The following is a 12,793-nucleotide window of genomic DNA, read 5'->3' as shown; positions in this document are numbered from 1 at the left end:
TCACTGCCTCTTGACCGATTACGATTGAAGCAACTGCCTCAATGCTTTATTGGTTGTGTTTTATTTAACTTCGATAATGCTTGCTCATAGCGATCCAGTACACGTTGTGCGACTGGCTTTAGCTCTTTTGAAAGCACAGCGAATTGCAACTCACGCGATCGCGTTGACCGGTTCATAGCATTCCCCATATCATTCCTCCTTAACGTATAAAACGTACATCTTTTATGGCCGCAAAGAGTATATTCCCATAGGGTTTTTCTATGAAACGTCTTTTAGCATATTAAAGCGCGAAATGTGTTTCGAGCTCGCTTGACTCAAGACGGTTGCCGATGAAGAACTCACCGAATTCACCGTATTTTGCACTCACTTCGTCAAAACGCATTTCATAGACGATTTTTTTGAACTGGAGGATATCATTCGCGAACAAGGTGACGCCCCATTCCCAATCGTCAAAGCCAGTTGATCCACCGATAATCTGTTGAATCTTCCCAGCGTAGCTCCGTCCGATCATACCATGACGGTACATGAGCTCTTTCCGTTTCTCCATCGAAAGCGTGTACCAGTTATCGCCATCGCGACGAGATTTACTCATCGGATAGAAACAGATGTGCTTCGATTTTGGCAAGATTGGATAGAGACGGTCGCGTACATACGGGTTCTCATACGGGTTCCCTTCGCCAGATCCACGGTATGTGCCGAGTTCGACGACGGAGACATATGAATATGTCGGGATGAGATAGTCATATAAGTCGAGTTTTTGCATCTTCACTTCGACGGCTTGGATGTCTTCCATTGTCGGACGAAGGACCATCAAAACGAGATCTGCTTTTTGACCGATGATCGTATAGAGGGCATGACTGCCTTCTTTTTGTTCTTCGACTTGTCCGAGCTCAGCTAAGAACGTTTGGAACTCGTTGATCATTTCCGTCCGGACAGTTGTTTCGACTTGTTTTAAGCGCGACCAGTCAATCCGGCGGAAATCATGTAATGTATACCAACCGTCGAGTGTTTCGGCGGCTTGCTGTGTAGCAGTTGGTTCTGATGTTTGATGTTCCATGAAAAAACCTCCTGAAATCTATAATGAAAAGTACATTCTCCATTGCTAATCTTATCATAGATCGGACGGTTCATCGCAACAAAACAACCGTCTCTCATTAGGGATAGAGACATGAAGTAACACGAATCGGGGTATGAAGTAAAAGGGTGTGCTAAAACGCGTTAAGCGCCTTCTGTACTATTCCTAGAAATAACTGTAATAGTGATAAAAAATCGCTCCGTGTAATGGGTAAAAGAAGTTTTTTGCAAATTGTTTTAATAACGAAACAGAACTGTGTATAATGAACGATGGAATGTATAAGGAATAGAAACCGACACTTGATTGACATAAAAGGAGAGAAAATCATGCAATTATTCGAAATGCTTGAGACAAAAGTAAAAGCACACCAACCATCAATCGTTTTCCCAGAAGGAATCGACGCACGTGTTCTTGGTGCTGCTGTCCGCCTGAAAAAAGATGGTCTCGTCACACCAGTCGTTATCGGACCACGCGTGAAGATTGAAGAGACGGCGTCGGCGAACGGAATCGACGTAACGGATCTTGAAACAATCGACCCGACTTCGTACGATGCGATGGAAGAACTTGTTGCTTCATTCGTCGAGCGCCGTAAAGGAAAAGCGACAGAAGAACAAGCACGTGAAGTCATCTTAAAGGACGTCAACACATTCGGAACGATGCTCGTGCATACAGGTAAAGCAGCAGGTCTCGTCTCGGGTGCGATGCACGCGACTGGCGATACAGTCCGCCCGGCACTTCAAATCATCAAAATGCAAGAAGGCTATAAGAAAACATCGGGTGTCTTCATCATGGTTCGCGATGATGAGCAGTATGTCTTCGCTGACTGCGCAATCAATATCGCACCTGACGCAAACGACTTAGCAGAAAATGCAATCGCATCAGCAAAAACAGCAAAAACATTCGGCATCGAGCCGAAAGTGGCATTGCTCAGCTTCTCGACAAAAGGTTCAGCAAAATCACCTGAAACAGAACGCGTCGTCGAAGCAACACGTCTCGCAAAAGAACGTGCGCCTGAACTTGCAATCGATGGAGAATTACAATTTGATGCAGCGTTCGTCCCGAGCGTCGCAAAATCAAAAGCACCAGAATCAGATGTTGCCGGTCAAGCCAACGTCTTCATCTTCCCAAGCCTTGAGTCAGGAAACATCGGCTACAAAATCGCACAACGTCTTGGTGGATTCGAAGCGATCGGACCGATTCTCCAAGGTCTCAACAAACCGGTCAACGATCTTTCACGTGGATGTAACGAAGAAGATGTCTACAAACTTGCGATCATCACGGCAGCTCAAGCAGTTGAAGCAAACGCATAAAACGGAAAAGTCTTTACTTTTTCAGAGAACATCGTAAAATGAAACACATCATGCACGAATCATAAACGTATAGCAACGCTCGTATAATAGTGGGAATTGGCCCACGAGTCTCTACCGGATCGCCGTAACGATCCGACTACGGGTGGTGAGTTACTGCTCTCTTTTTTGGCGTACAGTGGCTGCCCCCGGGGGTAGCGCTGTACGTTTTTTTTCGTCAATAAAGGAGAACTCAGCTATGAAACGTTTAGAAGAAATGATTAACAAAGAAGGAATCGTCCTGTCCGATCAAGTCTTGAAAGTCGATGCATTCCTTAACCATCAAGTCGATCCGACATTGATGTGGGAAATTGCTTATGAATTCATGAATCGGTTTCAAGACGCAGGCATTACGCGGATTTTAACGATTGAAGCAGGTGGAATCGCACCGGCGATGATGACGGCGCTTCGTCTCGGTGTACCGATGGTCTATGCACGAAAAACGAAGTCGCTGACGTTAAACGAAGGAACGATTTCAGCAGAAGTCTACTCGTTTACGAAACAGCAGACGAGTACGATCACAGTCGCTGAAAAGTACTTACAGCAAGGTGAACGTGTGCTGATCATCGATGACTTTTTAGCGAACGGGGAAGCGGCGTTCGGTCTTGCTAAATTAGTCGAGCAGGCAGGAGCAGAAGTCGTCGGTATCGGAATCGTGATCGAAAAATCATTCCAACCGGGGCGAGAGAAGTTACTTGATGCAGGATTCCGTGTTGAATCGCTCGCGCGAATTGAAAAATTAGAGAACGGGAAAGCGACGTTCGTCCGCTCGGTGAACGTATGAAATCCTTATCGAATTTTAAAGCGGCAGGACTCGGACTCCAACATGTCCTCGCCATGTATACAGGAGCAGCCATCGTTCCGTTGATCGTCGGCAGTGCAATCGGACTATCCGGAGAAGGCCTCGCGTATCTTGTCGCGATTGACCTATTCATGTGTGGAATCGCGACGTTACTCCAAGTGTTCGTCACGAAGTATACCGGTGTCGGACTGCCGGTCGTGCTCGGATGTACGTTCACGGCAGTCGGACCGATGATTGCGATCGGTAGCCTGCAGGGCATCACGGCGATTTACGGCGCATTAATCGCAAGCGGCATCATCATTTTATTGATTTCCGGACTCTTTAGCCGGATTGCGATTTTATTTCCACCGGTCGTGCTCGGATCCGTCGTGACGATCATCGGAATATCACTCATTCCGGCAGCCATCAATGATATCGGTGGCGGACAAGGCGTTAAAGATTTTGGTGACTTCCGATACCTCGGTCTCGCCGGATTAACGATTGCTTTAATCTTGATTTTAAATCGGTACGGCACCGTTTTTTCGAAGGCAGCCGCTGTCTTGATTGCGGTACTCATCGGAACACTTGTCGCATTCGGCATGGGGATGATTGATTTTAGTCCAGTCGCTGACGCCTCGTGGTTCCAAATGATTACACCGTTTTACTTTGGTGCACCGACGTTTAATATCACGGCGATTTTGACGATGACGCTCGTTGGTCTCGTCTCAATGGTTGAATCGACAGGCGTCTTCTTGACGCTTGGTGAAATCACGGATAAAAAACTCTCGAAGCAAGACTTAGCACGCGGTTACCGGGCAGAGGGTGCTGCGACAATCATCGGCGGGATTTTCAACAGTTTTCCATACACGACCTACAGTCAAAATGTCGGGCTTGTTCAACTGACGGGCGTCAAAACACGAAAGGTCATCATCTTTGCCGGGTTGTTTTTAGTCATCCTCGGTTTCTTGCCGAAAGTCGCCACCTTTACGACACTGATTCCGAAACCAGTACTTGGTGGGGCAATGCTCATCATGTTTGGGACGGTTGCAGCAAGCGGAATTCGGATTCTGTCTCGCGTCGACTTCGCAAAAAACGACCACGTCTTGACAGTCGCCTTATCGCTTGGCGTCGGACTCGGCATCAGTATGAACCCGGCGATCGTGTCCGGTTTACCGGAACAAATCCGCGTTTTGACGGATAGTCCGATTGTCGCCGGTTCGTTGACGGCATTGCTTCTCAATGGTTTGTTCCGTTTGGCTGATCGCAAGCAGCGTACAGAAGACGAACAATTCGCAAAAGCTGAGTAAATAGTAGAACGATTGTGTTACGAGCAGACCTGCATCTTCGGATGGAGGTCTCTTTTTTGTGATGAGAGAACGTTACACAAATCAGAATATTTCGAGTATGGGAAGAAAGTGGTAAATCTCACTTGAAAACGTTTACAAATCAGACACCTCTTCTTTATACTGACAACGTAGCGGTTTGGGGAACTGCTAAGAACGATAGAGAGACAGGAAGGACGTCGTACAAATGAAGCAACAGACAGAGCTAAATCGGGGACTGGAAGAGCGTCATATTACGTTGATGTCGCTGGGGGCGGCAATCGGCGTTGGACTTTTCCTAGGCTCGGCAAAAGCCATTCAGTTGGCAGGACCAGGGATTCTGATTGGTTATTTAATCGGCGGTATCATCATCTTCATCATCATGCGGGCACTTGGGGAGCTCGCGGTACGTGAACCGGTGGCGGGAAGCTTTGCTGAATACGCCCGGAAATATGTCAGTCCACTCGCTGGATTTTTGACCGGGTGGAATTATTGGCTTCTGTGGATTTTTACATGTATGGCAGAAATCACAGCAGTCGGAATTTATATGCAGGAATGGTTCCCGCAGTCGGAACGCTGGATTTGGGCGCTTGCAGCATTACTACTTATGACGAGCATTAATTTCATTGCCGTCAAATTTTATGGCGAATTCGAATTTTGGTTCGCCTTGATTAAGATTGTCGCGATTGTTGCGATGATTATTCTTGGGACATTGACGATTGTCGTCGGACTTGGCAACGGGGGTACACCGGTCGGGATTTCTAATCTTTGGTCGCATGGTGGATTTTTGCCAAACGGATTCGGGGGAGTCCTGCTGGCGATGCAAATGGTCATGTTTGCGTTCTTAGGCATTGAAGTGATTGGGGTCACAGCTGGGGAAGCTAAAAATCCGAAGAAAACGATTCGTAAGGCAGTCAACAACGTCTTTTTACGGATCTTGATTTTCTACATCGGTGCGCTATTCGTCATCTTGTCGATTTATCCATGGGATCAAGTCGGACAAAATAACAGTAGCCCATTTGTCTTACTATTTGATCAACTGGGCATTCCGGCAGCTGCCGGCATTATCAACTTCGTTGTCCTGACAGCGGCATTGTCGTCATGTAACTCGGGTATTTTCTCGACGGCACGGATGATGATGAACCTGGCACAAAATGAAGAAGCACCAAAACGGTTCGCGAAGATTTCGAAGAACGGAGTCCCAGCAATCGCAACGATTCTTTCAGGAATCGCGCTGCTCGTCGGCGTCGCCTTAAACTACTTCTTACCGGAAAACGTTTTTGCGATCGTGACGAGTATCGCGACGTTCGGAGCCGTCTGGACATGGGCGATGATTTTGATTTCGCAAATGCGGGCTCGGAAAGTCTATGGTACGGCAGAATTCGGCGTTCCATTTTTCCCGGTCGCGAACTACATCGCCTTGCTCGCACTGGCTGGCGTCATCGTCTTGATGGCGTTTGATGCCAGTACGCGCATTGCGCTCATCGTCGGACCACTTTGGTATGTGATTTTGATTGCGGTCTACTATGCGCGGGGGATGCATAAGCAGACACGACGCTCGTTCGACCGGGCATCAGGGGAATGAATCAGGGAGACCGGCTTCGGCCGGTCTCTTTTGTTCTGTTTCGGCATCAATTTTGCTACACTGAACAAAGATGAAACAAGAGGAGGAACTTACGATGAAAACAATCCATGTCGATGAGTTACAAGAAAAGCTTGAAGCCGGTGAAGCACTTCACGTCGTGGACGTGCGCGAGCAGGATGAATACGACGCGGGTCATATCCCGAACGTCCGTTTTTTACCGATGTCTGAAATCGGTGAACGCTATACAGAGCTGCAAGAAGGTGAAACATACTACCTGATTTGCAAAGCAGGTGGACGCAGCGAGAACGTCGGACGTTTCCTCGAACAGTATGGCTACGACATCGTCAACGTCGAAGGCGGGATGATGAACTGGAAGGGCGATCAAGAAGCGTAAAGCGATAGTGTTCTTTTCTCAAACGTTCTGTTCGCGAAGTTATTCCGCATCACTTTATAGGTAGTCCAAGAAGGTAATTCATGAAAATGGATTACCTTCTTTTTCATTTAGTTGTGAAAAATGACACGTTCTGACCGATATATAGATTAGAACAATGAGTTTACATATCGGGAAGAGGAGTCATGTATGGAACAGACAAAAAAACGAACGATTAGCATCAAGCAGAAACTAATTATTACATCTTTACTCTTATTATTGATTCCATCGTTATTGATTGGTTTTGTTGCATACAATCAAGCGAAACAGAAAATCACAGATCAAATCCTGCAATCTGCGCATGCCGGTGTTGACCGGATGAACGATGAAATCACCAATATCATTGATCCAGTACGACGAGATGTCGCGTTCTTTGCGGACCGGATTGATGGAATGCTCTATCAAAAAGGGAAACAAAATTTAGCATTGAAAGAAAAGATGACAGAATATCTCGATACACATCCGCAAGCAGCAAATATTTATTACGCGACGACGGAAGGTGATATGACTATCTATCCGGAGCAGTCATTTGAAGATGACTATGATCCACGAGAACGTCCGTGGTATCAGGCGGCAGAGGACGCCGGTGGGAAAGTCGTCATTACTGATCCATACGTCGACGCAGCTTCAGGGAAGATGATGGTCACCCTTTCACAAACGGGTGGGAATGGACGTGGCGTCATCGCTGTCGACGTGGATGTCGATCGAATTTCTGAAATTGCTAAAAAAGTTAAAATCGGTCAAGAAGGTTATGTCACGATTCTCGATTCCAATAAGAATTTCGTCACACATCCGACGAAGAAGGCTGGAGAAAAGGCATCTGGAGACTGGGTCACGTCCCTTTATGCCGGAAAAAATGGTCAGTTTTCTTATGAGTTTGAGAATCAAGGAAAGAAAATGGACTATATGACGAACAGTCTGACGGGATGGAAAGTCGCCGGAACACTGTACGATAAAGAAATTGCAAATGAAACATCGGGCATTCTTTGGACGACGCTTGCCGTTATCGCTGGAACGTTCTTGTTAGCAGCTGTCTTACTCTACTTTATTCTCCGTTCGATCCTCCGTCCGTTAAGTCGTTTGACGGAAAGTGCCGATCGGATTAAAGAAGGTGATTTGACGGAGCAAGTCATCGTCGAATCCAATGACGAAATCGGTCAGGTGGCCCAAAGTTTTAATGTCATGGTCACATCACTCCGGTCGATCGTGACGAACCTCGATCAATCGATTGGGCAAGTTGCGGCGTCTTCAGAAGAATTGATGGCGAACGCAGCGCAAACGACAGCAGCTTCCGAGCAAATCGCAGGTTCCGTCCAACAGATGGCAGCAGGTGCTGACCACTCGAAACGTCAACTCGAAGGAAATGCTGTATCACTCCAAGCGATTACGTCAGGTGTCATGCGAATCGCAGAGAGTTCGACGAACGTCTCCGAGCTATCACGGGCAACAGCACTCGAAGCAGAAGACGGAACGATTGCGGTCGGGAAAAATGTGACACAGATGAAAGCGATTGATGCATCGGTCGAAAACTTCGGTGAAGTCATTCAATCCTTGGCTCATCGCTCAAACGAAATCGGAAAGATTGTCGATGTCATCAACGGGATTGCAGCCCAAACGAACTTGCTTGCCTTGAATGCAGCGATCGAAGCAGCACGGGCCGGCGAAAATGGCAAAGGATTTGCGGTCGTCGCGAGTGAAGTTCGGAAGCTAGCCGAACAGTCACAAGAGTCGACAAAACAAATTTCGGGCCTGATTACAAACATCAAGCAGGAAACAGAACGGTCGGTTTCCTTGATGAAAGAAGTATCGCATCATACGAAAGCCGGACTTGAGACGACAGAAGATTCAGCGGAACGTTTCAAGAAAATTATGTTACGGACACAAGAGATGACGCCACGAATCGAAGATGTCACAGCGACGGTCGAAGAAATCGCGGCGAACGTCCAAGAAGTGTCGGCTTCGGCAACGGAAATCGCTCATATTGCGGATGAAAATTCGACAGCATCCGAACGTGTTGCGACGACGACGGAAGAACAGCTCGGTTCGATGGAAGAAATTTCGCAATCCGCGAAAGCATTGTCGGATATGGCAGAAGAACTACAAGAAATGGTGACGCAATTCCGCGTTTAAACCAGATGAAGGCGACTACGTCAGCGAAACTGAGCTGGACGTAGTCGCTTTTTTTATTGTGAATTTGCTTGAAGCGATAGGAAAACGGGAAAAATATAAGTGTAGTGTTGAGTCCTAGGAGGTGGAAAGATGGCGCGATTGACAAAGTTGAAAGAATGGCAGGAAGCAGGATTGCTTGATGCAGAAACCGTCGATCGGATTGAAGCGTACGAACACAAACACCAAGTCAAAAAGCGGACGCCCTTACTGTTGATTGTCGGCTTGACGTTTGTCGGCTTGGCCTTACTCAGTTTTTTAGCGGCCAATTGGCAAGTCATTCCGGCATTGGTCAAAATCGGACTCGTTCTTGTCATCATGATCAGTTGTTATGTGCTAGCTGATATTTCCGAACGCCGGACGATTTGGAATCCGGTGGCGTTCCGGATACTCGGGATTCTCGCGTTGCTCGGTGCATTGATTGTCACGGTCCAAAGTTTTCATATGTCGCTTGAAAGCTCATTCATTGCCTGGGTAATCTTTCTTATGGCACTCGGTCATTTTTTCGTTTGGCGTCACGCTGCCTACGCTGTCGTCGCTTTTTTGGCGGGATTGAATATTTTTACGGGAATCGGCAGCTTCGGGAGCGAGTACGCTACGTTTCTAGACTGGACATCATTTGTTTGTTTGATTCTGATATCCGTAGCCTGGTTCTATTTCAGTCAAACGTTTCCATCACTGATTTTTAGCTGGTTGCTCCTCTACTTCGCAGGGTTGGAATTGTTTTTCCTCGTTTCCTACGAAGGTATTCTTTGGCCGATTTGGACTTTATTTTTCCTCGTTCCATTACTGTTACTTGTTCGGGAGGAGCAAAAGCGCCTGCTCCTCTACGCGCTCTATTTAGTCACGGCAGCCATTAACTCACTGGTCTATCTATCTGTCCGCGCAGAAACGACAACTGCTCCGATTTCGCTCGTCGAAGCGATTTTACTTGTACTTGCCGCAGCGGCGGTCGGAAGTTTGATTTATGTACGTTACCGTCCGCTCCTTTTCATCGTCCCGCTCGGTTTGGTCGGACTCTTATGGTTCGAGGAACAAGCGATCTTGATGGCGATTTTAGTTGAAGTGATGGCATTCGTTTATTTGATTGAGCGAGAACGAACCGGTCATCGCTTACTGATTCCGTTCGTTTATTTCATTACCGTTCAACTGACGGTTTACTTCATTTATGCTTGGAATCGTCTGAATATGTCACTCTTTTTCCTAGGCGGGGCCTTACTCGTGTTCTTGATTGCCGGTGTGCTCTGGTGGATGCAACGACGTCGTGAAGGAGGTCAGTCGGCATGAAAAAGTACGGGTTTGCGTTTATTCAGACACTGATTGTTTTGCTTGTCGTACTCAGTTTTTATGCGATTTCGTGGTTCGGAGAGAGTTATCGCTTCCGGGCAGAGCCGTTTGATCCATTTGATCCGATTTACGGGGAGTACGTCGTGTTGCAGTATCCAGATTTAAAACCGGATGCTTCTGTCAAACAAGGACTTGTCTACGTTACGTTTATAACGGAGGAAGATGGATATGCAAGAATTGATAAAATCTCGAATGACCGCTTTTTCGGTTCGGTTGCTGGTGAGTATTACGATGAATACGTGACGATTTCTCAGCTGACTCAATATTATGTCGAACAAGGTACAGGAAAAGGGTATGAGGATGCGGAAAAATTAGAAGTCAAAGCTGATGTTTCGCCATGGGGAACCGTTCGGGCGACGGACTTATTGCTCCGAAACGAGTAAAAAAAACAAAATGAGAGGATGGACCGTTACTAGGTCCTTCCTCTCATTTTTAATATTGTTTCAAGTCATGCCGATTTCTTCATTGCTTCCAGGCGTTTCAAAAAAGTGCATCCGGTTAATGAAAAAACGCCCTAGACAACGAAGAGGTCATCTAGGGCGAGGGTGGTATAAGACTTATTGTGCGTCTTTATCGAACGTGATTCGAGCGATGGCATCGTGTTGGTGAATGGTTTCTTCGTTTCGGCATTCGACGAAGAACGTTGCGATCGCATCCATTTCGTAGAGATCAGCCGCGATTAAGCGGACCATATCTTCGACGAAGCGTGGGTTTTCGTAAGCCATCTCCGTAACACGTTTTTCATCCGGACGTTTGAGGACCGGGTGAAGTGGTGCTGATGCATTTGATTCAGCCGCATCCAGTAATTCTTGTTTCCAGTCAAAGTCATCTGCCTCGTCACGAAGCGATGCTTCCATCGTGACGTAACCACGTTGATTATGGGCACTGTACTCACTGATTTCTTTTGAACATGGGCAGAGTGTCGTGACATTGATCGTTAACCCGACCGTCAACGTTGCTTCATTCGTTTCCGTATCGACACTGACCGTTTGCCAGACTTCGGCATTCATCAGACCGCTGAGTCCAGTTGCCGGTGCTTTACGCGTGAAGAACCATGGGTAGCGAATCGTTAATTGACCTTCAGACTGCTCCATCCGCTCGGCTAAATCGCGCGCGAACTGAATCAGTGATTCGTTCGTGACGACCCATCCTTCTTGATGGTACTGATCGAGTTGCTCCGTTAAGCGACTCATGTTGATGCCTTTACGGTCTTGAACGAGTGATGTCGAAAGCTCGAACGTCGCGACAGTGGCCTGCGTTTTGTCACCATCTTGGATGACGACAGGATGTTTGACGTTTGAAATACCGACTGCATCAAGTGCAAACAAGAAATTCTTTGGTGTATTTTGAAGATCAACCATTTTATCTTTTTCAGTAGGTTTTGTTCCTTTAACAGGGGGAACAGAACCGAAAAGCTTATGACGCTCTTCTTTTGTTGGTAGTGTAATCGGGTAGGTAGACATTTCAATTGGCCCCTTTGTCCTTTTGTATTTTATCAATAGTAATAACATGACAGGAATGCTAGAGACGAGCAACTCTGATGATTCCGCAAATGTGTTTGCACTATGTTGAACTGTTGATATGAATTTTATCATGAACTGCTAGCAAAACGAAACTAGCAAGGCTCAGAATCAACAGTTTGCTAAACTCATCATAAGGGACACTTGCAAGTCTGTACTGAATCGGATAGTATATGTTCATATGAACGCGTAAATCTTTTTTTAGTTAATGCCTTTGTGAAACTTATAAGATAGGAAGGAATGAAGTAGATGGATTGGCAGTTAGTACTACAATATGCCTGGGTAGTCGTCGTTTTAATCGCACTCGAAGGACTACTTTCAGCAGATAATGCACTCGTCCTCGCCGTCATGGTAAAACACTTACCAGGCGAACAACAGAAAAAGGCTTTATTTTATGGTTTGGCAGGAGCGTTCGTCCTCCGCTTCGCGGCATTGTTCGCGATTTCGTTCCTCGTTGATATTTGGCAGATTCAAGCACTTGGTGCAGCATACCTGCTTATCATGGGGTTACGGCATATTTATAAAACGGTCAAGGCACGACGGCTCGGTGAAAACCATGGGGCAGACAGTGAGCTCGATCAAGAACCGAAATCGGATGAGCCCGTCTCAAAAGCGGAGTTTTGGAAAACAGTCGCTAAAATTGAATTCGCCGATCTTGCATTCGCCGTCGATTCGATTCTTGCAGCGGTCGCACTCGCCGTCGCATTACCTGACTGGGGGACAAATGAAATTGGTGGATTGAATGCCGGACATTTCGTCGTCATCCTGACAGGTGGTTTGATGGGTGTCGTCTTGATGCGTTTCGCAGCGCGCGTCTTCGTCAGACTACTCGCAGAACGTCCTGGACTTGAAACAGCGGCATTCGCAATCGTCGCTTGGGTCGGAGTCAAGCTCGCCGTTCTTGCCCTTGAGCATCCGAAATATCACGCATCGATTGAAGGAACAATCTTTGAAGCGATGAAGTTACCGGAAGGCTTTGCTCACAGTACGCCATGGCAAGCGTTCTTCTGGACGGTCATGGTCGGTCTCGCAGTTTGGGGTTGGTTCTCTTCACCGAAAACAAAACCAAATCCAGATGCTGAGAAAAAAGTGGATCAACATCTTTAAGCGAAAGGCTCTCCGACTGGAGGGTCTTTTTTAGTGTGAACTCCGAAAAAAGGGGGAAGATAGAAACACAAGGTTCAAGCTTCCGTCTTTTTCTTTTACAGGTACAAAGATTAT

At 46.8% G+C, this 12,793-nt stretch carries 12 protein-coding genes and 1 riboswitch; of the genes, 9 read left to right on the top strand and 3 right to left on the bottom strand.

Annotated elements, in window-relative coordinates; all coding sequences use genetic code 11:
- Positions 1-38: 38 nt before the first annotated feature.
- Positions 39-188, bottom strand: coding sequence for a hypothetical protein (locus KNQ02_RS13215; protein WP_204251414.1), 150 nt, complete (start codon positions 186-188; stop codon positions 39-41).
- 92 nt (positions 189-280) lie between these two features.
- A complete protein-coding gene (hemQ, locus tag KNQ02_RS13210) occupies positions 281-1,057 on the bottom strand; it encodes a hydrogen peroxide-dependent heme synthase (RefSeq protein WP_214808823.1) in 777 nt (258 codons plus the stop codon).
- Positions 1,058-1,401: 344 nt separating this feature from the next.
- Here hemQ and pta point away from each other — a divergent pair, with 344 nt between their 5' ends.
- From pta to KNQ02_RS13170, 8 genes are all read left to right on the top strand, one after another.
- On the top strand, positions 1,402-2,385 hold the full coding sequence (gene pta / locus KNQ02_RS13205) for a phosphate acetyltransferase (RefSeq protein WP_251135087.1): 984 nt from the start codon (positions 1,402-1,404) through the stop codon (positions 2,383-2,385).
- A gap of 59 nt (positions 2,386-2,444) precedes the next feature.
- Positions 2,445-2,544, top strand: a riboswitch (purine riboswitch).
- Positions 2,545-2,620: 76 nt separating this feature from the next.
- The gene (locus KNQ02_RS13200) at positions 2,621-3,205 is read left to right on the top strand and encodes a xanthine phosphoribosyltransferase (protein WP_214808820.1); all 585 of its coding nucleotides are present in this window, start codon (positions 2,621-2,623) and stop codon (positions 3,203-3,205) included.
- Positions 3,202-4,509 carry a nucleobase:cation symporter-2 family protein gene (locus KNQ02_RS13195; protein ID WP_088836079.1) on the top strand — a complete coding sequence of 436 codons (1,308 nt, stop codon included), beginning with the start codon at positions 3,202-3,204 and terminating at the stop codon, positions 4,507-4,509. Before KNQ02_RS13200 ends, KNQ02_RS13195 begins: the two co-directional genes overlap by 4 nt.
- A 223-nt stretch (positions 4,510-4,732) precedes the next feature.
- A complete protein-coding gene (locus KNQ02_RS13190) occupies positions 4,733-6,109 on the top strand; it encodes an amino acid permease (RefSeq protein ID WP_214808816.1) in 1,377 nt (458 codons plus the stop codon).
- 94 nt (positions 6,110-6,203) lie between these two features.
- On the top strand, positions 6,204-6,503 hold the full coding sequence (locus tag KNQ02_RS13185; protein ID WP_114597167.1) for a rhodanese-like domain-containing protein: 300 nt from the start codon (positions 6,204-6,206) through the stop codon (positions 6,501-6,503).
- 186 nt (positions 6,504-6,689) lie between these two features.
- Positions 6,690-8,669, top strand: a complete 1,980-nt coding sequence (locus KNQ02_RS13180) for a methyl-accepting chemotaxis protein (protein ID WP_214808813.1) — start codon at positions 6,690-6,692, stop codon at positions 8,667-8,669.
- A 129-nt stretch (positions 8,670-8,798) separates the two neighbouring features.
- On the top strand, positions 8,799-9,992 hold the full coding sequence (locus KNQ02_RS13175; RefSeq protein WP_088836083.1) for a DUF2157 domain-containing protein: 1,194 nt from the start codon (positions 8,799-8,801) through the stop codon (positions 9,990-9,992).
- Positions 9,989-10,435, top strand: coding sequence for a GDYXXLXY domain-containing protein (locus KNQ02_RS13170; protein ID WP_088836084.1), 447 nt, complete (start codon positions 9,989-9,991; stop codon positions 10,433-10,435). The genes KNQ02_RS13175 and KNQ02_RS13170 overlap by 4 nt, the downstream gene beginning before the upstream one ends.
- A gap of 174 nt (positions 10,436-10,609) precedes the next feature.
- Here the strand turns inward: KNQ02_RS13170 and folE2 are convergent, their stop codons facing one another.
- Positions 10,610-11,515 carry a GTP cyclohydrolase FolE2 gene (gene folE2 / locus KNQ02_RS13165; protein ID WP_029332371.1) on the bottom strand — a complete coding sequence of 302 codons (906 nt, stop codon included), beginning with the start codon at positions 11,513-11,515 and terminating at the stop codon, positions 10,610-10,612.
- Between the two features lie 306 nt (positions 11,516-11,821).
- On the opposite strand from folE2, the gene KNQ02_RS13160 reads away from it, so the two are divergent.
- Complete coding sequence (locus KNQ02_RS13160) at positions 11,822-12,679, top strand: TerC family protein (protein ID WP_088836085.1); 858 nt, start codon at positions 11,822-11,824, stop codon at positions 12,677-12,679.
- Positions 12,680-12,793 lie beyond the last annotated feature (114 nt).

It is taken from the genome of Exiguobacterium sp. s102 (assembly GCF_018618635.1).
In the GTDB taxonomy this organism is placed as follows: domain Bacteria; phylum Bacillota; class Bacilli; order Exiguobacteriales; family Exiguobacteriaceae; genus Exiguobacterium_A; species Exiguobacterium_A oxidotolerans.
The sequence above is the reverse complement of the archived record's forward strand: the minus strand, read 5'-3'. Positions and strand labels throughout refer to the sequence as shown.

Bases quoted from the DNA above. Each gene is read 5' to 3' on its own strand.
- KNQ02_RS13190 (WP_214808816.1), top strand. From the start codon at position 4,733: ATGAAGCAACAGACAGAGCTAAATCGGGGACTGGAAGAGCGTCATATT.
- KNQ02_RS13200 (WP_214808820.1), top strand. From the start codon at position 2,621: ATGAAACGTTTAGAAGAAATGATTAACAAAGAAGGAATCGTCCTGTCC.
- pta (WP_251135087.1), top strand. From the start codon at position 1,402: ATGCAATTATTCGAAATGCTTGAGACAAAAGTAAAAGCACACCAACCA.
- hemQ (WP_214808823.1), bottom strand. From the start codon at position 1,057: ATGGAACATCAAACATCAGAACCAACTGCTACACAGCAAGCCGCCGAA.
- KNQ02_RS13175 (WP_088836083.1), top strand. From the start codon at position 8,799: ATGGCGCGATTGACAAAGTTGAAAGAATGGCAGGAAGCAGGATTGCTT.
- KNQ02_RS13185 (WP_114597167.1), top strand. From the start codon at position 6,204: ATGAAAACAATCCATGTCGATGAGTTACAAGAAAAGCTTGAAGCCGGT.
- KNQ02_RS13215 (WP_204251414.1), bottom strand. From the start codon at position 188: ATGGGGAATGCTATGAACCGGTCAACGCGATCGCGTGAGTTGCAATTC.
- KNQ02_RS13170 (WP_088836084.1), top strand. From the start codon at position 9,989: ATGAAAAAGTACGGGTTTGCGTTTATTCAGACACTGATTGTTTTGCTT.
- KNQ02_RS13195 (WP_088836079.1), top strand. From the start codon at position 3,202: ATGAAATCCTTATCGAATTTTAAAGCGGCAGGACTCGGACTCCAACAT.
- folE2 (WP_029332371.1), bottom strand. From the start codon at position 11,515: ATGTCTACCTACCCGATTACACTACCAACAAAAGAAGAGCGTCATAAG.
- KNQ02_RS13160 (WP_088836085.1), top strand. From the start codon at position 11,822: ATGGATTGGCAGTTAGTACTACAATATGCCTGGGTAGTCGTCGTTTTA.
- KNQ02_RS13180 (WP_214808813.1), top strand. From the start codon at position 6,690: ATGGAACAGACAAAAAAACGAACGATTAGCATCAAGCAGAAACTAATT.